General features: G+C 73.6%; 25 protein-coding genes. 11 read left to right on the top strand and 14 right to left on the bottom strand.

Annotated elements, in window-relative coordinates; genetic code table 11:
* Positions 1 to 10: 10 nt before the first annotated feature.
* From O7625_RS27785 to O7625_RS27800, 4 genes are all read right to left on the bottom strand, one after another.
* Positions 11 to 781: a cellulose binding domain-containing protein gene (locus O7625_RS27785; protein WP_282342756.1), complete on the bottom strand. Its 771-nt coding sequence runs from the start codon at positions 779 to 781 to the stop codon at positions 11 to 13.
* A 101-nt stretch (positions 782 to 882) separates the two neighbouring features.
* A complete protein-coding gene (locus O7625_RS27790) occupies positions 883 to 1635 on the bottom strand; it encodes a hypothetical protein (protein WP_282342757.1) in 753 nt (250 codons plus the stop codon).
* 156 nt (positions 1636 to 1791) lie between these two features.
* Positions 1792 to 2181, bottom strand: a complete 390-nt coding sequence (locus tag O7625_RS27795) for a hypothetical protein (protein ID WP_282342758.1) — start codon at positions 2179 to 2181, stop codon at positions 1792 to 1794.
* A gap of 100 nt (positions 2182 to 2281) precedes the next feature.
* Complete coding sequence (locus O7625_RS27800) at positions 2282 to 2956, bottom strand: hypothetical protein (protein ID WP_282342759.1); 675 nt, start codon at positions 2954 to 2956, stop codon at positions 2282 to 2284.
* A gap of 19 nt (positions 2957 to 2975) precedes the next feature.
* Between O7625_RS27800 and O7625_RS27805 the strand changes: the two genes are divergently transcribed.
* The 3 genes from O7625_RS27805 to O7625_RS27815 all read left to right on the top strand — a co-directional run bounded on the left by O7625_RS27805 (position 2976) and on the right by O7625_RS27815 (position 4997).
* Positions 2976 to 3158 carry a hypothetical protein gene (locus O7625_RS27805; RefSeq protein WP_067311079.1) on the top strand — a complete coding sequence of 61 codons (183 nt, stop codon included), beginning with the start codon at positions 2976 to 2978 and terminating at the stop codon, positions 3156 to 3158.
* A gap of 98 nt (positions 3159 to 3256) precedes the next feature.
* Complete coding sequence (locus tag O7625_RS27810; RefSeq protein ID WP_282342760.1) at positions 3257 to 3982, top strand: hypothetical protein; 726 nt, start codon at positions 3257 to 3259, stop codon at positions 3980 to 3982.
* 358 nt (positions 3983 to 4340) lie between these two features.
* The gene (locus O7625_RS27815; protein WP_067311073.1) at positions 4341 to 4997 is read left to right on the top strand and encodes a C39 family peptidase; all 657 of its coding nucleotides are present in this window, start codon (positions 4341 to 4343) and stop codon (positions 4995 to 4997) included.
* A 113-nt stretch (positions 4998 to 5110) separates the two neighbouring features.
* On the opposite strand, the gene O7625_RS27820 is transcribed toward O7625_RS27815, so the two are convergent.
* From O7625_RS27820 to O7625_RS27830, 3 genes are all read right to left on the bottom strand, one after another.
* The gene (locus tag O7625_RS27820) at positions 5111 to 5767 is read right to left on the bottom strand and encodes a DedA family protein (protein WP_282342761.1); all 657 of its coding nucleotides are present in this window, start codon (positions 5765 to 5767) and stop codon (positions 5111 to 5113) included.
* Positions 5768 to 5851: 84 nt separating this feature from the next.
* Positions 5852 to 6337: a YcxB family protein gene (locus O7625_RS27825; RefSeq protein ID WP_282342762.1), complete on the bottom strand. Its 486-nt coding sequence runs from the start codon at positions 6335 to 6337 to the stop codon at positions 5852 to 5854.
* Between the two features lie 34 nt (positions 6338 to 6371).
* Positions 6372 to 6806, bottom strand: coding sequence for a VOC family protein (locus O7625_RS27830; protein WP_282342763.1), 435 nt, complete (start codon positions 6804 to 6806; stop codon positions 6372 to 6374).
* Positions 6807 to 6999: 193 nt separating this feature from the next.
* On the opposite strand from O7625_RS27830, the gene O7625_RS27835 reads away from it, so the two are divergent.
* Positions 7000 to 9882 carry an aconitate hydratase gene (locus O7625_RS27835; RefSeq protein ID WP_282342764.1) on the top strand — a complete coding sequence of 961 codons (2883 nt, stop codon included), beginning with the start codon at positions 7000 to 7002 and terminating at the stop codon, positions 9880 to 9882.
* 78 nt (positions 9883 to 9960) lie between these two features.
* Here the strand turns inward: O7625_RS27835 and O7625_RS27840 are convergent, their stop codons facing one another.
* The 4 genes from O7625_RS27840 to O7625_RS27855 form a co-directional block, all read right to left on the bottom strand.
* Positions 9961 to 10572, bottom strand: coding sequence for an ATP/GTP-binding protein (locus tag O7625_RS27840; protein WP_067311059.1), 612 nt, complete (start codon positions 10570 to 10572; stop codon positions 9961 to 9963).
* Positions 10553 to 10939 (bottom strand): DUF742 domain-containing protein, encoded by a 387-nt coding sequence (locus O7625_RS27845; RefSeq protein ID WP_067311056.1) that lies wholly within the window; start codon positions 10937 to 10939, stop codon positions 10553 to 10555. The genes O7625_RS27840 and O7625_RS27845 overlap by 20 nt, the downstream gene beginning before the upstream one ends.
* Before the next feature lie 5 nt (positions 10940 to 10944).
* Positions 10945 to 11367, bottom strand: coding sequence for a roadblock/LC7 domain-containing protein (locus O7625_RS27850; RefSeq protein WP_282342765.1), 423 nt, complete (start codon positions 11365 to 11367; stop codon positions 10945 to 10947).
* 106 nt (positions 11368 to 11473) lie between these two features.
* On the bottom strand, positions 11474 to 13960 hold the full coding sequence (locus O7625_RS27855; protein WP_282342766.1) for a nitrate- and nitrite sensing domain-containing protein: 2487 nt from the start codon (positions 13958 to 13960) through the stop codon (positions 11474 to 11476).
* Positions 13961 to 14177: 217 nt separating this feature from the next.
* On the opposite strand from O7625_RS27855, the gene O7625_RS27860 reads away from it, so the two are divergent.
* Entirely contained in the window at positions 14178 to 14432 is a 255-nt protein-coding gene (locus O7625_RS27860) for a DUF2630 family protein (RefSeq protein WP_172898470.1), read from the top strand.
* Between the two features lie 48 nt (positions 14433 to 14480).
* Here the strand turns inward: O7625_RS27860 and O7625_RS27865 are convergent, their stop codons facing one another.
* Both O7625_RS27865 and O7625_RS27870 read right to left on the bottom strand, forming a co-directional pair.
* On the bottom strand, positions 14481 to 15404 hold the full coding sequence (locus tag O7625_RS27865; RefSeq protein ID WP_282342767.1) for an RIO1 family regulatory kinase/ATPase: 924 nt from the start codon (positions 15402 to 15404) through the stop codon (positions 14481 to 14483).
* Positions 15405 to 15560: 156 nt separating this feature from the next.
* On the bottom strand, positions 15561 to 16208 hold the full coding sequence (locus O7625_RS27870; protein WP_067304316.1) for an HAD-IA family hydrolase: 648 nt from the start codon (positions 16206 to 16208) through the stop codon (positions 15561 to 15563).
* A gap of 217 nt (positions 16209 to 16425) precedes the next feature.
* Here O7625_RS27870 and O7625_RS27875 point away from each other — a divergent pair, with 217 nt between their 5' ends.
* The 6 genes from O7625_RS27875 to mug all read left to right on the top strand — a co-directional run bounded on the left by O7625_RS27875 (position 16426) and on the right by mug (position 20883).
* A complete protein-coding gene (locus tag O7625_RS27875; protein ID WP_067304319.1) occupies positions 16426 to 16998 on the top strand; it encodes a TetR/AcrR family transcriptional regulator in 573 nt (190 codons plus the stop codon).
* A gap of 133 nt (positions 16999 to 17131) precedes the next feature.
* Complete coding sequence (locus O7625_RS27880) at positions 17132 to 18061, top strand: TIGR04222 domain-containing membrane protein (protein ID WP_282342768.1); 930 nt, start codon at positions 17132 to 17134, stop codon at positions 18059 to 18061.
* Positions 18058 to 18876: a DUF692 domain-containing protein gene (locus O7625_RS27885; RefSeq protein WP_282342769.1), complete on the top strand. Its 819-nt coding sequence runs from the start codon at positions 18058 to 18060 to the stop codon at positions 18874 to 18876. Before O7625_RS27880 ends, O7625_RS27885 begins: the two co-directional genes overlap by 4 nt.
* 68 nt (positions 18877 to 18944) lie before the next feature.
* Entirely contained in the window at positions 18945 to 19379 is a 435-nt protein-coding gene (locus tag O7625_RS27890) for a hypothetical protein (protein WP_282347112.1), read from the top strand.
* A gap of 32 nt (positions 19380 to 19411) precedes the next feature.
* The gene (locus O7625_RS27895; RefSeq protein ID WP_282342770.1) at positions 19412 to 20164 is read left to right on the top strand and encodes an SDR family oxidoreductase; all 753 of its coding nucleotides are present in this window, start codon (positions 19412 to 19414) and stop codon (positions 20162 to 20164) included.
* 176 nt (positions 20165 to 20340) lie between these two features.
* The gene (gene mug / locus O7625_RS27900; RefSeq protein WP_282347113.1) at positions 20341 to 20883 is read left to right on the top strand and encodes a G/U mismatch-specific DNA glycosylase; all 543 of its coding nucleotides are present in this window, start codon (positions 20341 to 20343) and stop codon (positions 20881 to 20883) included.
* A 3-nt stretch (positions 20884 to 20886) separates the two neighbouring features.
* Here mug and O7625_RS27905 read toward each other — a convergent pair whose 3' ends face one another.
* On the bottom strand, positions 20887 to 21324 hold the full coding sequence (locus O7625_RS27905; RefSeq protein ID WP_157517479.1) for a hypothetical protein: 438 nt from the start codon (positions 21322 to 21324) through the stop codon (positions 20887 to 20889).
* Positions 21325 to 21504 lie beyond the last annotated feature (180 nt).

Consider the following 21504-nt stretch of genomic DNA (forward strand, 5'->3'; position numbering starts at 1 on the left):
CGTCGCGCCCTCAGAGACCGGAGCAGGCCACCCCGTCGACAGTGCAGCGTGACGGTCGGATGCTGCCCCCGGTGTGCTCGAAGTGGAACCGCAACGGCACCGACGCGCCCGGTCCGACGTTCACCCCGCTGGTGTACGTGAACACCCCGCCGGACATCCGGGAACTGCCCTGCGGCGCACCCTCCACCCACGAGGTGACCAGCCGGCTGCCGGGCGGCGGGACCAGCCGGACCGTCCACGGCCGGGACACCCGGTCCCGGTTGTACAGCAGCACCTCGCCGATGAACGCCTCGTTGTTCCAGCTGTCCATCACCCGGAACCGGCCGCTCATCGACGACGACGGCGGCGGTGGCGGTGGCGGCGGCGGAGGTGCCGTGGTCGGCCCGGCCGGCGCGGTCTCGGCCACCGGCGGCGCGACGACCCCGCCGGCCGGCGGCGGAACCGCCTCGCCACCGGTCGACGGCACACCCGACGCCACGTCGTCGGACGGTCCGTCCGGGGGCGGATCGGTGCGGCGGGGCGTCAACCCGGGGACGACCGGCTCGGGCAGGTTCGCCGCCACCCGTGCCGGATTGGTGGCCGTCGACTCGGACAGCGGATAGGTGGGCATCGGGTCGACCGGCCGGGCGTCGAAGGCCGGCCCACGGCTGCGGTACGACGCCAGCGCCACGATCAGGAGCACGACCATCACCAGCGCGCCCGTGCCGACCACCACCCATGGCGACGACGCCAGCGCACCCGCTCCGTGTGCCCGCGGTTGCGCGCGACGCATGCCGGACATGACCCTCCCTGGTCGGCCCCGTCCGAGAAGAGTAACGATTCAGGCGATTGTCGGAAAGTACCCAACGTCCGGAGTTTGTCCTAACCGGACAGTTCGCCGGATCAGCCGCGCACCCGCAGCGCGTCCACCTGGAAGTAGACGCCGTTGCGCTTCACCGCCCAGAGGGTGTACGTCCCCCGGGGCAGGTCCCGGACGCTGAAGACCGTCTGCTGCGGCAGGTAACGGTCCGCCCGCGCACTCACCCGCTGTTGTCGCACCGGCCGACCACCGGCGTCGACGACCCACACGTCGGCGTCCCCGTACTCGGGGTCACGCGAGGTGATGTAGTCCAGCCCGGTACCGGTGAACGTGAAGCTGAAGGAGTCCCCGTCGTGCACCGTGTAGTGCACGTCGTCACGGTGGTCGCCGAACGGTCGACCCCGCGACACCGCCCACCTGCCCCGGTACGAGATCCCCGGGTCGTCGTCGTTGAGCAGCCTGGTCGGCGTCGGCGAGGGAGGTGCGGTCGACGGCGACCCGGAGGCCGACGGCGTCGCCGACCGGGACGCGGCGGGCGGCCGCCCGGCCGGGGGCACGGCGTCGCCGGGCCGGCCGCCGGACTCCCGCCTGGTCCGGGTGGGCGACGGCGACGGCAGGACCGACGTGGTCGCCACCGGCACCCCCGGCACCATGACGGCCTCGCTGCGCGAACCGGGACCGTGCTCGGCGTAACGGTCGTGGCCGAAGACCGCCACCATCGCCGTCACCAGCAGGAAGATCAGAACGATCACCGCGGCTGAGGCGAGAATCCAGGGCAGCACCGCGACCACGTGCGGCACCCGAGCGGTCCACCGCGTCCAGCGCGTGCCCGGCATGATCCTCCTCGGTCGGCCCCGTGCCCAGAGACTAGCGACCGTCCAGTACGGATGATCACCGGGGGCCGGGACGCCGGTCAGGGCGCCGGGAAGCCGGTCGGGAAGCCGGTCACCAGGCCGGGAAGCCGGTCACCAGGCCGGGAAGCCGGCGGCCGGTCAGCCGGTCCGGATGACGGTGCAGATCGCCGGGCCGTCCTCGGTGCCGCGCAGCAGGTACCGGTAGCGCTCCCCGGGCACCGACCGGCCCTCGCTGTCCAGGAACTCCCACCGCACGGCGACCATGGTCAGCAGGGCCGAGACCGGCTCCACCTCCTCGATCAGCGCGTGCGCCGCGACCAGCTTCCGCTCCTGGTAGTCCGGTGCGGCCCCGACGAAGGAGAGCGCGACGGCGGCCATCGTGCTGAACGAGAAGCTGTACGTGTCGGCGACCACCAGCCCCGGCAGGGCGTAGCAGCCGGCGATGGTGGGCACGTCGCCGGTGGTGAGCGCCACCCCGTACCGGTCGAAGAAGTCGCTCAGCGTATCGAGGTCGGTGGAGGCTCTCACGGCGTCACCAATTGCCCCCACCGGCCGCCGGCAAACCTCCTCCCGCCATCGGCCGCCGACGGACCTCCCGCCGCCGACGGACTCCCGCCACCGGCGGGCCTCAGCGGGGCGGGACGTGCACCTCGATCTCCGCGCCGAGCCGCGCGTCACCGGTCAGGTCGAGGTCGTCACCGCTCCAGAACCGGCCGGGGTCGTACCAGTTCGGTCGACGACCGGCCGGCAGCAACCCCATCGCCTCGTAGGTCACCGCCACCACCTCGGCGCAGTACGCGGTCTCCAGCGCGCGGTCCCCGACCGGCCGGTCGGCCCGCCCGTCGCCCCGGTCCCGTCGACCCGGCACCGGCAGTCGCAGGTGCGGCACCCGTCCCCTGGCCCACCGCAGGGCCAGCTGGGCGGTGGACGGGAACGGGGTGCCGTCGAGCCGGGCCACCGTCCGCAGCACCGCCTGCTCCATCGCCGGGTCGGCCGACGGTTCGAGCTGGCGCAGCCAGGCCCGCTGGCCGTACCGGTTGGCCCAGACGCAGACCGCGTCCCGCAGGTCGTGCAGCTGCACACCGCGCTGGTGGGTGCCGGTCCACATGTCCCGCAGCGACCGCCCCAGCTCGGCGTGCCACATCAGCGGCGGCATGTCGTCCAGCACCACCGCCATGCCGACGTGGTTGACGGGGCTGTTGGTGGTGAACTGGATGGCCCGGTCCGGCACGCTGCGGCCCCGGAACACCCACACGTCACCGGTACGGGTCAGGTCGACGGCCTCGTCCAGGCTGATGCTCATGAGCGTCTACCCTAGGCCGATGCGGCAACGGATGCAGTGGTGGAAGGTCCTCGGCCTGGCGGGTCTCGCGGGGGTCGCCGCGACCGGGGTGGTCGTCGCCCGCGCCGAACGGCGGCGTCGCGCGTACACCCCGGAGGAGATCCGGGACCGGCTGCGCGAGCGGCACGCCCAGGCCGCGAGGTCCGGCGACGACCCGGCCTGACCGCCCCGGGCGGTCGGTGACCGGTCGACCGCGCGCGGTGTCCACGGTGGTCGGTGACGGGGCGGTCGGACGGGCCGTGGACGGTTAGGCTCCCCGGCATGGAAAATGCGGTCGAGCAGCAACCCTTCGTGTTGGCACCGCCCGCCGCGCCGGTGGAGCGGCACGGCCGGGTCGACCTGCACCTGCCGGCCGGCCCCGGCCCGCACCCGGTGGTGGTCGTGGTGCACGGCGCTCCGCTGCCGCCGGGCGCGCCGGACCCCCGGGACTGGCTGCTCTACCGGGGCTACGGGGCGCTCCTCGCCGAGCAGGGCCTGGTCGCCGCCCTGCTCAGCTACCGGGTGACCGACCTGGCCGCGCTGCCCGCCACCGCCGACGACATCGCCGGACTGGTCGAGACCGTCCGGGCCGATCCCCGGGTCGACCCGCAACGGGTGGTGCTCTGGTTCTTCTCCGGCGGGGGCCTGCTGTCGGCCGACTGGCTGCGCGCCGCGCCGGCCTGGGTGCGGGGGATCGCGTTGACCTATCCGCTGCTCGTCCCGCTGCCCGGCTGGGAGGTGCCGCCCCGGTTCCTGCCCCTCGACGCCCTCGGTGCCGGCTCGACCACGCCGGTGGTGCTGACCCGGGCCGGGCAGGACCAGCTCCCCGGGTTGCTGGCCGGCATCGCGGCGTTCCTCGACGCCGCCGACCGGGTCGGTCGACCGGTGCGCCTGGTGGAGGTGCCGGACGGCCAGCACGCCTTCGACATCCTGGACCACACGGAGCAGTCCCGCGACGCCGTCCGGGCGGCCCGGGACGCGGTGGTCGACCTGATCCGCGCCGACTGAGCCGGATCCGTCACCCATCACACCGGGTCCGGTAACCGCCCGGACGTCCGGTTCCGGCCTGAGGTCCGGCACCGGACAAACCCGTTCGTGCCCGATCGTCCCGTGGCCGGGGCCACCCGCACGGCGGAATCGCCGCCGGGGGCGGGGCGTTGTATCTGGCATACCACCGCCACTCCCCCAGCCGCGGGGACGGCCCCGGAACCCCGATCGCGGAATGCGGTCGCCACCGGGTCGGTTATCTACCCCCGGACGCCCGAGCAGGTCCCCCCGATCGCCGGGCGATCCCGCTGAACTTCCGGCGACGCCCCGCCCCCGGTGGGCGTCCGCCACACCCCCGAATGCAGAGGAGCACGCGACCATGCGTACCGATCTGATCCGCAAGACCGCCCTGACCGCTGCCGGCCTCGCCTTCACCACCGGCGCCATCGCCGGCCCGCTGACCGCCGCCTACGCCGCCGAGGCCCGCACCACCGCCCCCGCCTCGGTGCAGGCCGAGCGCCGGCCCGCCGGCGAGCGTGAGCTGACGATGGACTACCAGGCGCAGCCGAACTTCTACTACTGCGGCCCCGCCGCGACCCGCAACGCCCTGTCCGTCCAGGGCAAGAAGATCGACGTCGACGCCATGGCCAAGGAGATGCGGACCACCGAGGACGGCACCGACAGCATCAACGACATCACCCCGGTGCTGAACAAGGAGACCGGCCGCAAGGCGTACGAGAGCACCGAGATCCGCAGCACCAAGGCCGACGACAAGCAGACCGACGAGCTGCGCGCCGACATCGTGCGTGCCGTCGACGACGGCCGGGCCGTGGTGGCCAACATCGCCGGCACCGCCGTGGACACCGACGGCAACGCCCACTCCTTCGAGGGTGGCCACTACATCAGCGTCATCGGCTACCGCGACGGTGGGAAGACCGTGACCATCGGTGACTCGGCCAACCCGGACACCGCGTCCTACCGGATGAGCGTGGACAACCTCGCCGACTGGATCGCCACCCGCGGCTACTCGTCCTGACCCCGTACACCGATCGGGCCGTCCCCACCCGGGGGCGGCCCGATCGTCGTCGGTGCGGCCGGCCCCCGTGCCCGGCCGCGCGGTTCTGCGGTCGGTGCCGGCCGGCGCGGGGTTCAGCGGTCGGTGCCGGCCGCCACCGGTTCCGCCTCGTCGGTGGTCGTCGCCGACTCCAGGCGGCGGGCGCGGCGGCGCAGCCACCAGGTGCTGACCAGCCCGCCGAGCACGGCCAGCACCAGGCCTGCCCAGGAGATGTCCTTGAGCCAGTGCTCGGCCGCCCGCCCGAGGCTGTAGAGCAGGTAGGTCGTGCCGAAGGCCCAGACCAGGCCGCCGGCCGCGTTGGCCACCAGGAACCGCCGGTACGGCACGTGCAGCGCGCCCGCCAGCGGCCCGGCCAGGATGCGCAGCAGGGCGACGAACCGGCCGAAGAAGACCGCCCAGACACCGTGCCGGGCGAAGCTCTGCTCGGCGCGGGCGAGCTGCGCCGGGCCCAGGTGCTTCGGGAAACGCCGACCCAGCCGGGCCAGCAACGGACGGCCGCCCCGGCGACCCACCGCGTAGCCGACGGAGTCCCCGACGATCGCGCCGAACGCCGCCGCCGAGGCGACCCAGTGCGGCTCGACCACCCCGGTGGCGGCCAACAGGGCGGAGCTGACCAGCACGATCTCGCCGGGCAACGGGACACCCATGCTCTCGACGCCGATCACCCCGGCGACGATCAGGTAGACCACCCCCGGGGGAAGTGCCACGAGCCAGTGCTGAACGTCGACCACCACGGCACCCCTTCCGACCCGACCTCGAACCCTACCCGCGCCGGACGGGCCGGGTGGGGCAGTCGTGCCCGGGGGCGGTACGGCTCAGTCGGCCGCGAGCAGACCGCGGGCGGCCATGAAGGCGCGCAGCGTCTCGGCGTCCCCGGCGGACATCAGCCAGCGGGGGATCACCGTCGCCGGCATCCGGCCGACGTACACGATCCAGAAGTCGCCGGCCTCGCGCACCTGCGCCACCCCGTCCCAGGCGATGCCGCCGGACTCCGAGCCGCTGCGCATCATGATGTTGTCGTCGGTGATGTCGTAGCCGCCCTCGATCGCGTAGTCGTCGGAGCGACGTCGGGCCCGCCAGCGCACCCAGGGCGCGTAGAGCATCGACAGCAGCCCGCCCACCAGCAGTACCAGCCACAGCGACGAGAACCGGTCGCCCCAGGAGACGAGCAGGCCGGCCGCACCGGCCGCCGCCAGCGCCGCGCCGATCAGGCTGAACCGGCGCAGCCGGACGCTGCTGAGCGCGGCGGCCACCCGGCCCGGGTAGGCGGGGTCGGCGGGGACGTCGAAACGGATGTGCACGGCGGAAACGATAGTGCGGCGCGGCGGCGGTGGCTCAGTCGAGGCAGAACTCGTTGCCCTCGACGTCCTGCATCACCAGGCACGACTCGTTGAACCCGTCGGCGGTCAGCAGGCGTACCCGGGTCGCGCCGAGGGCGACCAGCCGGGCGCACTCGGCCTCCAGCGCGGCCAGTCGCTCCTCGCCGACCAGCCCGGTGCCGACCCGCACGTCGAGGTGCACCCGGTTCTTGACCACCTTGCCCTCGGGCACGCGCTGGAAGAACAGTCGTGGGCCCGTGCCGGTGGGGTCGACGCAGGCGAACGCGGAGCCCTGCCGTTCGGGCGGCAGGGCTCTGTCGAACGCGCCCCAGTCGGCGAACCCCGGCGGCGGTGGTGGGACGACGTAGCCGAGCACCGCGCACCAGAAGCGGGCGACCCGTTCGGGCTCCGCGCAGTCGAAGGTGACCTGGACCTGCTTGACCGACACCATCGGCACACCGTAGCGGCCGGGTCCGACACGGCCCCGTCCGCCGCTCGTCCCGAACCCTGGCACCAGGTTGCGTGAATAGCAAGACGGACGTACGGTTTTGTTGAAGCCGACGAATCGGCGGTAAGTGTTACCTAACCTGGGCGGCGTTCCGCCCGGTGCGACAGACTGCTCAGGACTACTCACGGTCGCTGGTGTGAAGGAGTACGACGTGGCGAGCCTCGACACCTTCGGTGCGAAGACCCAGCTACGCGTCGGAGACGCGAGCTACGAGATTTTCAGGATCAGCCAGGTGCCGGGGCACGACAGACTGCCCTACAGCTTGAAGATCCTGCTGGAGAACCTGCTGCGGACCGAGGACGGCGCGAACATCACCGCCGACCACATCTCCCAGCTCGGCGCGTGGGATCCCACCGCCGACCCGAGCGTGGAGATCCAGTTCACCCCGGCGCGGGTGCTGATGCAGGACTTCACCGGAGTACCGTGCGTGGTCGACCTGGCCACCATGCGCGAGGCGGTCCGCGAGCTGGGCGGCGACGCCACCAAGGTCAACCCGCTCGCGCCGGCCGAGCTGGTCATCGACCACTCGGTCATCGCCGACCTGTTCGGCCGGGAGGACGCCTTCGCCCGCAACGTCGAGCTGGAGTACGAGCGCAACAGGGAGCGCTACCAGTTCCTGCGCTGGGGCCAGAGCGCGTTCAACGAGTTCAAGGTCGTCCCGCCCGGCACCGGCATCGTGCACCAGGTCAACATCGAGTACCTGGCCCGGACGATCATGGAACGCAACGGTCAGGCCTACCCGGACACCGTCGTCGGCACCGACTCGCACACCACCATGGTCAACGGTCTGGGCGTGCTGGGCTGGGGCGTCGGCGGCATCGAGGCCGAGGCCGCGATGCTCGGCCAGCCGGTCAGCATGCTGATCCCCCGGGTCGTCGGCTTCAAGCTGTCCGGCGAGATGCCGGCCGGCACCACCGCCACCGACCTGGTGCTCACCATCACCGAGATGCTGCGCAAGCACGGCGTGGTCGGCAAGTTCGTCGAGTTCTACGGCCCCGGCGTCAGCGCCGTGCCGCTGGCCAACCGGGCCACCATCGGCAACATGTCCCCCGAGTACGGCTCCACCGTCGCGATCTTCCCGATCGACGCCGAGACCGTCCGCTACCTGGAGCTGACCGGCCGGGACGCCGCCCAGGTCGCGCTGGTCGAGGCGTACGCCAAGGAGCAGGGGCTCTGGCACGACCCGGACCACGAGCCGGCGTACTCCGAGCGCCTGGAGCTGGACCTGGGCACCATCGAGCCGTCCCTGGCCGGGCCGAAGCGCCCGCAGGACCGGGTGCCGCTCGGGGCCGCCAAGACGCTGTTCCGCTCGGCGCTGACCGACTACGTCGCCGACGACTCCGCCGGTGAGCGCGACCTCAAGCCCGGTGTGGCCCGCGAGCAGCTCCCCCGGGGCGCGAACGGCCCGGCCGACGAGGCCAGCGCCGAGTCGTTCCCGGCCAGCGACCCGCCGGCCAACCAGTTCAGCGACCCGGCCGACGAGCCGCGCGACCTGGAGACCGCCGCCGTCGGTGCCGGCGGCCGGGCCAGCAACCCGGTCCGGGTCACCGGCAGCGACGGGGTGGAGTACGAGCTGGACCACGGCGCGGTGGTGATCGCCGCGATCACCTCCTGCACCAACACCTCCAACCCGCAGGTGATGATCGGGGCCGCGCTGCTGGCCCGCAACGCCGTCGACAAGGGCCTGAGCCGCAAGCCGTGGGTCAAGACCACGCTCGCCCCCGGCTCCAAGGTCGTCATGGACTACTATGAGCGGGCCGGGCTCACCCCCTACCTCGACAAGCTCGGCTTCAACCTGGTCGGCTACGGCTGCACCACCTGCATCGGCAACTCCGGACCGCTGCCGGAGGAGGTCTCCGCCGCGGTCAACGAGAACGACCTGGCCGTCGTGTCGGTGCTGTCCGGCAACCGGAACTTCGAGGGCCGGATCAACCCGGACGTCAAGATGAACTACCTGGCGTCCCCGCCGTTGGTGGTGGCGTACGCGCTGGCCGGCACGATGGACATCGACCTGGCCAATGAGCCGCTCGGCGAGGACGCCCAGGGCGAGCCGGTCTACCTGCGCGACATCTGGCCCAACAGCGCCGAGATCCAGGACGTCATCGCCCAGGCGATCGGCGCGACCGGGTTCAGCGCCGCCTACGCCGACGTGTTCGCCGGGGACGAGCGCTGGCAGTCGCTGCCCACCCCGACCGGCGACACCTTCGCCTGGGCGGACGACTCCACCTACGTGCGCAAGCCCCCGTACTTCGAGGGGATGCAGCAGGAGCCGAGCCCGGTCGTCGACATCGCCGGTGCCCGGGTGCTGGCCAAGCTGGGCGACTCGGTGACCACCGACCACATCTCCCCGGCCGGCGCGATCAAGGCCGACTCCCCCGCCGGCCGCTACCTCGCCGAGCACGGCGTGCCGCGCCACGAGTTCAACTCGTACGGCTCCCGTCGGGGCAACCACGAGGTGATGATCCGGGGCACCTTCGCCAACATCCGGCTGCGTAACCAGCTGCGGCTCCCCGGCGCCGGTGCCGACGCGGGAGCCGCGCTCCCCGAGGGCGGCTTCACCGTCAACCACCTGAATGGCGAGCAGACCACCATCTACGACGCCTCCACCGCCTACCAGGCCGCCGGCGTGCCGCTGGTCATCCTGGCCGGCAAGGAGTACGGCTCCGGCTCGTCGCGGGACTGGGCGGCCAAGGGCACCATGCTGCTGGGCGTCAAGGCGGTCATCGCCGAGTCGTACGAGCGGATCCACCGGTCCAACCTGATCGGCATGGGTGTGCTGCCGTTGCAGTTCCCGGTGGACACCACCGCCGAGTCGCTCGGGCTCACCGGCACGGAGACCTTCTCCGTCACCGGGGTGACCGCGCTCAACGACGGCGACACCCCGCGTACGGTGCGGGTCAGCACCGACACCGGCGTGGAGTTCGACGCCGTGGTCCGGATCGACACCCCCGGTGAGGCGGACTACTACCGGCACGGCGGCATCCTGCAGTACGTGCTGCGTCGCATGATCGCGAGCTGATCCACGGCGTGGAAACGGGCCTCTCCCCCCGCGGGGGGAGAGGCCCGTTTCGGCACGCTGGCCGCCGGACGGGTCGGGTCAGTGACCGCCGGCCGGGCGACGTCGGGAGTCCCGGGTCTTCATCGCGTGCTCCAACAGGGTGATCAGCACGTCCCGGCCGGACTCCCGCAGCCGGGCGTCGCAGAGCAGCAGCGGCACCTCCGGGTCCAGGTCCAGCGCGGTACGCACCTCGTCCAGGCCGAACCGTCGGGCACCCTCGAAGCAGTTCACCGCCACCACGAACGGCGTGCCCCGCCCCTCGAAGTAGTCGATCGAGGGGAAACAGTCGGCCAGTCGCCGGGTGTCGGCGAGCACCACCGCGCCGAGCGCGCCCACCGCCAGCTCGTCCCAGAGGAACCAGAAGCGGTCCTGCCCCGGCGTGCCGAAGACGTAGAGCACCAGGTCGTCGCTGATGGTGATCCGGCCGAAGTCCATCGCCACCGTGGTGGTGCTCTTGCGTTCCACTCCGGACAGGTCGTCGACGCCGATGCCGGTCTCGGTCAGCACCTCCTCGGTCCGCAGTGGACGGCTCTCGCTCACCGCACCGACCAGTGTCGTCTTGCCCGCCCCGAACCCGCCCGCCACCAGAACCTTGAGCGCCGTGGGCAGCACCCGCGCCCCCGCCGGACGTTCAGAGTGCCCGTAGTCCATTGATCACCGCCTCGTAGATGCTCTCGTCCTTCACACCGGACGGCTCCCGGGGCTCCTGTACCCGAACCAGGTCCCGCGCCACCAGGTCACCGAGGAGCACCCGAACGGTACCCACCGGCAGGTCCAGCCGGGCGGCGACCTCGGCCACCGACTGGATGTGCTGGGTCAGCGCCACTATCGCCACGTGCTCGGGCCCCAGCCCGCCCTCCTCGACGACCGTCGTCCGGGTCGCCGTGACCAGGGAGATCAGGTCGAACGAGCCGGTCACCGGGCGGGCCCGACCCCGGGTCACCGCGTACGGGCGCACCACCGGACCCGCGTGCTCGTCGACCCACCGCTCGTCCTCGGTGTCGCCCTCACCGGCCATCGCGGTCAGTTCCCACCGGAGGGCTGGTCGGCGCCCCGGGCCGGCGACGCCACGTACTTGCCCACCCGGGCCACCAGCATCGCCATCTCGTACGCGATCAGGCCGACGTCGGCGTCCGTGCCGGCCAGCACCGCCAGGCAGGCGTTCGGCCCGGCCGCGGTGACGAAGAGGAACGAGGACTCCATCTCGATGATGGTCTGCTGGACCTGCCCGCCACCGAACCGCTTGCCGGCTCCCCGGGCCAGGCTCTGGATGCCGGCGGCCATCGCGGCGAGGTGTTCCCCGTCGTCCCGACCCATGCCCTGGGACGCGGCCATCAGCAGGCCGTCGGTGGAGAGCGCGACAGCGTGCTCGGCCTGCTTCACCCGGCCGACCAGATCGTCCAGCAACCACGTCAGGTCGGCACCCGATGCCGTCGTCTGCCCCACTCGTCGTCCTCTTCCCCGGCGGTTCCGCCGTGCTCGGTTGTCGTACCCGTCGTCGGCGTCGCATCGGCCGCGACGCCGTCAGGTCACCGCGTCGGCCGCGACGCCGTCAGGTCGCCGCGTCGTCTCCGTCGTCCGACCGGTCGCCGGTGCGGCTGCCCTCCAGCAACCGGGCCGCGTCGGTCCGCCCCCGCCGGGTGCCCGACTGGTAGGCGCTCATCATCTGGCGCACCTGCTCGGGTGCCCGCCGGACCGCGCCACCGGCCCCGGCCTCCCCACCGGTCGGGAGAGTCCGCAGCTCGGGGGCCAGGTTGGCCTGTCGCACCCGGACCGGCAGGCCCGCGTCGGTCACCGGCCCCTCCACAGTAGGCGACGGCGGACGGTCACCGTCGTCCACCGTCTGCCCGTCGGGGGTCGGCTGGTCGGCCGGGGTGTGCGGGCGGGGGCGGGTCACCGGCAGACCGGTCGGGACGGTCGGCGCGTGCAGGGCGTCCTGCGAGACCGGCCGCTTGCGGGACCGGGTCGGCAGACCCGCCGGGCTCAACACCCCGGTCGGCGGCGTCGCGACCGGAGCCACCGGCGGCGCGGCGGCGGGGGCGGCGATCGGGGTCGGAGCGGCCGTGGCCGGGGTCGAAGCTGCCGGGGCCGGGGCGGCCGGGGGTTCAGGGGCGGCCGGACGGGCGGTGACGACCGGCAGCGCGCCGGACGTGCTCGGGTCCGCCGGCACCACCAGCTCCGCCGGGATCAGCACCACGGCGGTGGTCCCCCCGTAGGCCGACTCCTTGAGCTGCACCTTCACCCCGTGCCGCTCGGTCAGCCGGCTCACCACGTACAGCCCCAGCCGGGCGGCGTCGGCCAGGTTCAGCTCGGACCGGTCCGCGATACGGCGGTTGGCGGCGACCAGCTCCTCCCCGGTCAGGCCCAGGCCCCGGTCCTCGATCTCGATGACGAACCCGGCGGTCACCAACCGGCCCCGCACCTCGACGGTGGTCTGCGGTGGGGAGAAGGAGAGTCCGTTCTCGATCAGCTCGGCGAGCAGGTGGATCACGTCGCCGACCGCCCGGCCGGCGAGCGCGACCGGCCCGAGCGGCAGCACGTCCACCCGGGTGTAGTCCTCGACCTCGGCGACCGCGCCGCGCACCACGTCCACCATGGGAACGTTGCGCCGCCAGGCCCGGCCCGGGGTGGCTCCGGAGAGCACGATCAGGTTCTCCGCGTTACGCCGCATCCGGGTGGCCAGGTGGTCGACCCGGAACAGGTCCTCCAGCTCCTCCGCGTCGTCCTCCCGCCGCTCCATCGCGTCGAGCAGGGTGAGCTGGCGGTGCACCAGCGCCTGGGTCCGCCGGGCCAGGCTGAGGAACACCGCCCGGACGTTGCGGCGCAGCTCGGCCTGCTCCACCGCGGTGCGGACCGCGGTCTCCTGGACGGCGTTGAAGGCCCGGCCGAGCTGGCCGATCTCGTCGTCGCCGAAGTCCAGCGGCGGGGCCTCCCGGGCCACGTCGACGTCCTCGCCGTGGCCGAGCCGGTCCACCACGCCGGGCAGCCGTTCGTGGGCCAGCCGCAGCGCGGCGTCCCGCAGCCGGGCGAGCTGACGGACCAGGTTCCGGGCGGTGCTGATCGACACCACGATGGAGGCGATCACGGCGATCAGGCCGAGGCCGGCGGCGAGCACCAGCCGGATGATGACGCCCACCGCGATCGGGGTGGCCTGCTCGATGAGCGCGTCGCCGACGGTCACCCCGAAGTCCACCTGGGCCTGCATCGCCGGCCCGACGGTCGACTGCCACTCCTCGGCGGTCAACGGCAGGGCGGTGCCCGACCGGGACTGCTGGATCACCCGGTCCTCCAGCACCCGGAGCCGGGCCACCGCGTCCGAGCCGGCGAGCTGGTCGTACCGGACCCGGTCGGCCGGCGACAGCTCGCCGGCCGCCTCCGCGGTCTGGTAGCGCTGGGCGCCGACCAGCTGGGCGAAGCGGGCGTACTCGTCGCCGGTCATCCGGCCCGCCGCGAGCACGCCGGTGATCAGGGCATCCTGTTGGGAGATCAGCTCCCGCACCTGGTAGAGGTCGACCAGGGTCTCGCTCTCCGCGGCGATCCGGGCGTCGTCGAGCTGACCGAGCGATCCGTACATCCGCAGCACCGCGGCGAGGATCGCGGTGTACGCGGTGGACGCCTCGGCCCGGTTCACCCCGGCGTCGCGGACCGACTCGCGTACCCCGGTCAGGCCACTCAGGCCGGTCAGCACCTCGTCCACCCGACGCCGGGTGTCCTCCCCGGTGGCCAGCTCCGCCTGCCAGCTGCCCACCGAGGTGCCGAAGTCGTCGGCCACCTGGTCGGTACGCTGCCACTGGGTGGTCAACGCGTCGAGTTGCCGCTGGCCGCGCTCGCCCAGGTAGGCGTTGGCGAGCCGGCGCTCGTCCTGGAGGGCGGTGAGCAGCGCCTCCCCCGGGTCGGCCACCCGGCTGTTGAGGGTCTGGACCCAGAGCAGGTTGAAGCCGTCCCGGACGGTGACCCAGGCGGCGAAGGACCAGAGCGCGACGAGCGAGGTGAGCAGGGCGACGATTTTGGTACGCAGACGCGTGCTGCCGGAACCCATCACACCGCCCCCGGGCCGGACCGTGGCCGCCGGACGCCCGACGCGTCACGGCACACCTGAACCCGGCGCACGCTAGCAGTCGGTACCACCATCGCTCAAGCTCAGCTGATCATGGCGACAGCGCCGGGTGCCGCAGCTCCGGCGGTGGTGGTGACGCCCGTGGCCGGTGCCGGCCGACCCCGAACACGGGCGTAGCCGACCCCGCTGTGCCAGGCTCATGGACATGGACGACAAGACCATCCTGCACCGGATCTCGGAACTGGTCGACGAGGAGCACCGGCTCCGGTCGACCGCCCAGGCCCACGAGTCCGGCACCGACGACGAGGCCAGGGAACGACTGCACGCGCTGGAGGAGTCCCTGGACCAGTGCTGGGACCTGCTGCGTCGCCGTCGGGCGGCCCGCGAGGCCCACGGCGACCCGGAGGCCCAGGGCGCCCGACCGGTGTCGGAGGTGGAGCGCTACCTCCAGTGAGCACCGGTGCCGCCCCGGACGGTGGGAGTCGTCCGGGGCGGCGCCCGGTCAGCGCACCCCCGCCTCCCGCAGCAGCATCGCGGTCAGCTCGGCCGGGTCGGTGTCGACGGCGGGCAGCCCCCGGGCGGTGAACCAGGCGGCCACCACCCGGACGTCGCGGGCCAGGAACTCCGGCCCCTGCGGGTTGGCCACCACGTCGACCACCTGCGGCAGGTCGATCACGACGAGCTGGCCCGCCCGCACCAGCAGGTTGTACGGCGACAGGTCGCCGTGGGCGTAGCCGGCGCGGGCCAGCACCACCAGGGCGTCGACGAGCTGTGCCCAGAGTGAGCGCAGCTGCGCCGGGTCGGGCCGTACCTGGGCCAGCCGGGGCGCGGCGGTCCCCTCGTCGGGATCGCCGACGAACTCCAGCATCAGCTCGGTGCCGAGCAGTTGCACCGGGTAGGGCACGGCGATCCGCCCGGATGCGGCGCCGATCTCCCAGAGCCGGGACAGCGCGGCGAACTCGGCCGCGGCCCACTGGCCGGCGATCAGCTGCCGGCCGAACGCCGTCCGACCGGCCATCGCCCGGTTCTCCCGGGACCGGCGTACCCGGCGGCCCTCCAGGTAACCGGCGTCGCGGTGGAAGAGCCGGTGCTGGGCGTCCCGGTACCGCTTGACGGCCAGCAGGCAGGACCGGTCGGTGTCGGGCACCGCCCGGCGGACGAGGTGGACGTCCGCCTCCTTGCCGGTCTTGAGCACCCCGAGGTCGGTGTCCCGGGCGGCCAGCTCGGTGACCAGCCACGGCGGGTGGGGTTCGGGTCCGTGGACGGCCTCGCCCCAGGAGGACCACTGGTCCGCCGGGTCGGGCTCGTCGTCGGGGGCGGTACGGGCCGGCTGCCGGCCGTACGTCAGGAAGGATGTCTCGTCGTCGTCGAAGCGGCTCTTGCCGCGGCCCCGGCGCTGCGGCGCCGGGAGGTCGTGGTCACGCACGGTGTCGGTGATCCCTTGATCGAGGCTGATGGAGGCAGGTGGTACGACCCTGCGAAGACGGTCATGACCGACCTCCTCTCCTCGACCGGGCACCGCCCGGCCACGCACGTCCGTGTGGCCCCATGCTGGCGGATCCACCCGGCCGGCACCACCGATTTATCCGCCGGCCAGCACCACCGAGACCGCCGCGATCAACGAGTCGACGGTACGGGTGGGGGCGAACCGGGTGTCGGTCCAGCTCCGCCCGCGGTGCAGCCAGACGCTGGGCAGACCGACCGCGGCGGCCCCACCGATGTCCGCCTCCGGGCTGTCCCCCACCACCCACGCGCCGCGCAGCGGCAGCCGGGCCCGCTGGGCGGCCAGCGCGAAGATCCGCGGGTTGGGCTTGCTGACCCCGGCCTCCTCGGAGATCACCCAGTCGGCGACGTACCGGTCCAGGCCGGTCTGCCGGATCTTGGCGTCCTCCAGCCGGACCGACCCGTTGGTGACCACCACCGGCAGCCACCCGGCGTCGTCGGCGATCCGCAGCGCGCAGGCGACCAGCGGGTCCAGCCGGGTGTAGCCGACCACCCCGTCGTACAGCTCCTCGACCAGGTCGATGGAGGGGATGCGCAGCGCGTACCGGTCCCGGATGGCGTCGGCGATGTCCCACCGGTCGGTCAGGCCGTCGGCGTCGATGGACAGCAGCCAGTCGATGTCGGTCGCCGGGGCACCGATCTCGGCCAGGAAACCCTCGGCCCAGGCGCGGAACGGCCCGGCCCGGTCGAGCAGGGTGTTGTCCAGGTCGAGCAGGAGCAACGGCACTGAGGCACCTTACGGGAGAGGGGACGGCCGCCGACAGGGCCGAGCTACCCGCCGACGACCGTCGGGCAGCCGGCGGCGGGCGGGTAAGGGGAGGTGACCGGGGCTGTCGGCATCGGCCGATCCTAACCGGACGGGCGTCCTGCAGCCGGGGCGACGGGCAAATAGCAAGCCGTACGTACGGTTTGCCTTGCGGAGGGTCACCTGCGACGATCGACCCGTGCCCAGAGTAAGTCAGGACCAGCTCGACGCGCGCCGGCAGGAGATCCTCGGCGCGGCTCGGGCCTGTTTCGCCCGGCACGGATACGAGGGAGCCACCGTGCGCCGGCTGGAGGAGGCCACCGGGCTGTCCCGGGGTGCCATCTTCCACCACTTCCGCGACAAGGACTCGCTCTTCCTCGCCGTGGCCGAGGACGACGCCGCCGTGATGGTCTCCACGGTCGCCCGCAACGGCCTGGTGCAGGTCATGCGGGACCTGCTGGCCCGCGCGGTCTCCCCGGACACCACCGGGTGGCTGGGCAGCCAGCTGGAGGTGTCCCGCCGGCTGCGCACCGACCCGGCCTTCGCCCGGCGCTGGGCGGAACGCTCCGCCGCCATCGCCGAGGCGACCCGGGACCGGCTCGTCCGGCAGCGCGAGGCCGGGGTGCTCCGCGAGGACATCGACATCGACGTGCTGGCCCAGTTCCTGGAGCTGGCGTACGACGGGCTGGTGCTGCACCTGGCCATGGGGCGGCCCGCCGGTGACCTCGGGCCGGTGCTGGACCTGGTCGAGGAGGCCGTCCGCCGGCACTGACGAGGCCTGTGCGCCCGGCCGGGTGGGCGGGCAGGTCTCGGCTCGGTAACTCGCCACCGCCGGCGATGCCGGCGTGGCGGGGCTGCCCCACAATGAGGCCGCGATCCCCCTCCTCGCGCGACAGGAGCAGCCGATGAACATCCTCGCCGCACCGGGCGACACCTGGGGTATCCCCGGCCCGCTCTTCCTCAAGCTCTACCTGATGGTGGCGGTCGTCGCCGTGGTCGGCACGCTGCTGCACCGCCGCCGGACCACCGCCGGTCCCCCCGACGCCGCCGGCATCGACCAGCTCGGGCCCCAGCAGGTCGCCTACCTCAACGGCGGTGACCAGCTCGCCGTCTGGTCGGCGCTCGGTGGCCTGCGGGCGGCCGGCGCGATCGACGTACGGTCGGACCGCCGGTTGATCGCCGCCGGGCCGACCCCCACCGGCGTCACCCCGCTCGACCACGCGATCCGGCACGCCGCCAGCCGGCCGGTCGCCGCCGGGAAGCTGGGGCGGGATCCCGGCGTGGCCAGAGCCCTGGAGCAGCTGCGCCAGGGGTTGGAGCAACACGGCCTGCTGATCGACGCCGACGGGGTCCGGGCGCTGCGTCGAGGGCGCAACCTGCTGCTGGTGCTCCTGGCCCTCGGGGTGGTGCGGCTGGTCGCCGGCCTGGTCAACGGTCGTCCTGTCGGCTGGCTGCTGCTCGCCCTGGCCGGGCTCGGGCTGACGTTCGCCCTGATCGCCCGCACGCCCCGCCGGACCAGGTCGGCGAACACGGCCCTGCGCCACCTGCGCAGCAGCAGCCACCACCTCTCCCCGGACTCCGCCCCGGCCTACGCGACCTACGGCGCGGCCGGCGCGGCGATGGGCGTGGCCCTGTTCGGCACCGCCTCCCTCTACGCGCTCGACCCCGGCTTCGCCGCACAGGCGGCGATCCAGCGGCAGGCGTTGAGTTCCGGCAGCGGCAGCAGCTACTCGGGCACCTCGTGCGGTGGCAGCACGTCGTCCTGTAGCGGCGGCTCGTCCTCCTCCTGCGGCGGCGGTGGCGGAGGGTGCGGCGGCGGAGGGTGCGGCGGATGACCGGCCCGCACGGGGTGGGCATCGGCTGGCGGCCGGAGATCGCCGGATTCGTCGCCGGGCTGCCCGGGCTGCGCTTCGTCGAGGTGGTGGCGGAGTCGGTCGCCCCGGCCGGTCCGCTCCCGCCGGGGCTGGCCGCGCTCCGGGAGGCCGGCGTCACCGTCGTACCACACGGGGTACGGCTCTCCCTCGGCGGTGCCGAACCGGTCGACCCGGCCCGGGTGACGCACCTGGCCCGGGTGGCCGAACTGGTCGAGGCACCGCTGGTCAGCGAGCACATCGCCTTCGTCCGGGCCGGCGGCCTGGAGGCCGGGCACCTGCTGCCGCTGCCGCGCACCCGGGAGGCGGTGGCGGCGGTGGTGGCCAACGTCCGGCGAGCCCAGGCGGAGCTGCCGGTGCCGCTGGCGTTGGAGCCGATCGCCGCGCTGTTCGACTGGCCCGACGACGACCTGGACGAGGCGGACTTCCTCACCGAGATCCTCGACGCCACCGGGGCGGGGCTGCTGCTCGACGTGGCCAACGTCTACGCCAACGCCCGCAACCGGGGTGCGGACCCGCGGCTCCTGCTCGACCGGCTGCCGGTGGAACGGATCTCCTACCTGCACGTGGCCGGCGGGGCGGAGCGCGACGGGCTCTACCACGACACGCACACCGATCCGGTGCCCGCGGAGGTGTTGGCGCTGGTCGGCGCGCTCTGCGCCGGTCGTCGGCCACCCCCGCTGCTGCTGGAACGCGACGGCCACTACCCGCCCGCCGCCACCCTGCGGGCGGAGCTGGACGCCCTCGCCGCCGTGTCCGGCCACCCGGTCGTCACGTGACCGTCCCCCGCCCGGCCGATCCCGGCCCCCCGGCGGCGGGGGCGGCCCCCGCGCCCGGTGCCACCGGACTGGCCGCCCGGCAGGCCGCGCTGGTAGCAGCGCTGGTCGCGGGCGCTCCGGTGCCGGTCGGTTTCGCCACCGACCGGGTCGACGCCGCCCGGACGGCCCTGCTGCGCAAGCGGGCCGGCGAGGTCGCCCGGCACTGGCCGCTGCTCGCCGCCGGCCTCGGCGACGCCTGGTGGGCCACCTTCCGCGACTGGGCGGTCGACCGGCCCACCGCCGGTTCGCTGCGCGACGGCTGGGACCTCGCCCGCGAGCTGCGGGACCGCTCGGCGCTCCCCGCGCTCGGCGCGGAGGAGCTGGTCGTCCGGGAGGCCGTCCACCACTACGACGGCCGGCACCCGCCCCGGCACCGCCGGATGCCCGCGTTCGCCCGGGTCGACGACGCCGTCGCCCTCCAGCTCGCCGGTCGGGTACGCCTGCTACGTCCGGCCCGCCACTGACCCCAACGGCCCGGGTACGGCAGGATCGCGGTATGGATCTCGAACTGACCGGCCGGGTGTACGTGGTGACCGGCGCGTCCCGGGGGCTCGGCTTCGCGACCGCACGGTGCCTGGTCGACGACGGGGCGCGGGTGGTCCTGTCGGCCCGGACGCCGGAGCGGGTCGCCGAGGCGGTCGACCGGCTGGGTGGACCCGGGCACGCGATCGGCCTGGTCGCCGACCTGGCCGACCCGGACGCCCCCGAGCGGCTGGTGGCCGCCGCGCACGGGCACTTCGGCCGGCTCGACGGGGCGCTCGTCTCGGTCGGCGGACCCCCTCCGGGCACCGCCGCGCAGGTCAGCGACGCGCAGTGGCGGGAGTCCTTCGAGACGGTCTTCCTGGGCACGGTACGCACGGCCCGTACGGTGGCCGCCGCGCTCACCGACGGCGGGGCGATCGGCCTGGTGCTGTCCACCTCGGTCCGGTCGCCGATCACCGGCCTCGGCATCTCCAACGGCCTGCGGCCCGGCCTGGCCGGGGTCGCCAAGGACCTGGCCGACGAGTACGGCCCGCACGGCGTCCGGGTGCTGGGCCTGCTGCCGGGACGCTTCCTGACCGACCGCAGCCGGGAACTGCTCGGCGACGACGAGGCGGCCCGGTCCCGGGTGGAGGCCGGCATCCCGCTGCGCCGCATCGGCGACCCGGCCGAGTTCGGCCGGGTCGCCGCCTTCCTGCTCTCCCCCGCCGCCGGCTACGTCACCGGGGTCAGCGTGCCGGTCGACGGCGGCGCCCTGCGCAGCCTGTGACCCCGGCCCGCCAGCCCGCCGACCCGACCGCCGGGCCGGCCGGCCGTTCCCGCGAGCCGGCCGACCCCAGGCCCGGACCGGCCGACCCCACCGCCGGGCGGGCCGAGACCGGTCCCACCGCCGGTGCGGCCCGGCGTGCCCGCGAACCGGTCGGCTGGCGACCGGACCGGGCGGCGTTGGCCGCGGCAGCCGACCGGACCATCCCGGACGTGCTCGGCCCGGGGCTGACCGTGCTCTTCGTCGGGATCAACCCCGGTCTCTGGTCGGCGGCCACCGGATGGCATTTCGCCCGGCCCGGCAACCGCTTCTGGCCGGCCCTGCACCGGGGCGGCTTCACTCCGCGCCAGCTGCACCCGAGCGAACAGGACACGCTGCCCGGGTACGGGCTGGGCATCACCAACATGGTGGCGCGGGCCAGTGCACGGGCGGACGAGCTGACCCCGGCGGAGCTGGTGGCCGGCGCGCGGACGCTGACCGACAAGGTGGCCCGGCACCGACCGGCCTGGGTGGCGGTGGTCGGGGTGACCGCGTACCGGATCGGGTTCGCCCGGCCGAAGGCCGGCTTCGGCCCGCAGCCGGAACCGTTGGCCGGCGCGCGGCTCTGGGTGCTGCCCAATCCGAGCGGTCTGAACGCCCACTTCACCCCGCGGACGCTGGGGGCCGCCTTCGGTGAGCTACGCGCGGCCGTCGCCGGTCACCCGCCCCCGGCCGCCGGCTGACGGTCAGAAGTACACCGTCCTGCTCTTCGTGTAGGTGGTGTACTGGTTGCCCGGGTAGAAGGTGGATCCGGAGACGGTGATCTGCGCGTTGGAGAATCCGTAGCTGGAGACGAGATCGCCGGTGAAGGTCTCGCAGTTCTGGTAGTAGACGGTGTGGCTGACGCTGGCGGTGCCGCCCTGAATGGTCACCCGGGAACTCGGGTAGGTGCTCTGCCCGCACAGTGTCACCGAGTAACTCGCCTGGGCACTTCCCCCCGTTCCCGTCACCGTTCCGGTGGCCGTGCCGAGGGACTGGGTGTTGTTGTAACCGCCGGTGACCGAGACGGTGAACGGGGCCGTGGCCGCCTGGGCGCTGGCCATCGGGAGCACGGCCACCGCGGCCACCCCGGCGGTACACGCGGCCAGCAGACGGACGAAGCGGGAAGAACGGACGTGCGGCATGCCTCACTCCAGACATAAAGAGGAAAGTGCGCTCCCGACCGGTGGTCGATGGCATACCAATGCTAAGGCAGTCCCCACTCAAAAGCACGCACGAAATTGAATTACATCAATCGTTGAACAATGCGTACGACCGCAATTTCTTACCTCAATGTCATCATTTACACGACACCCGGGGACCGG

The sequence above is a fragment of the Micromonospora sp. WMMD714 genome (assembly GCF_029581315.1).
Taxonomy (GTDB): domain Bacteria; phylum Actinomycetota; class Actinomycetes; order Mycobacteriales; family Micromonosporaceae; genus Micromonospora; species Micromonospora rifamycinica.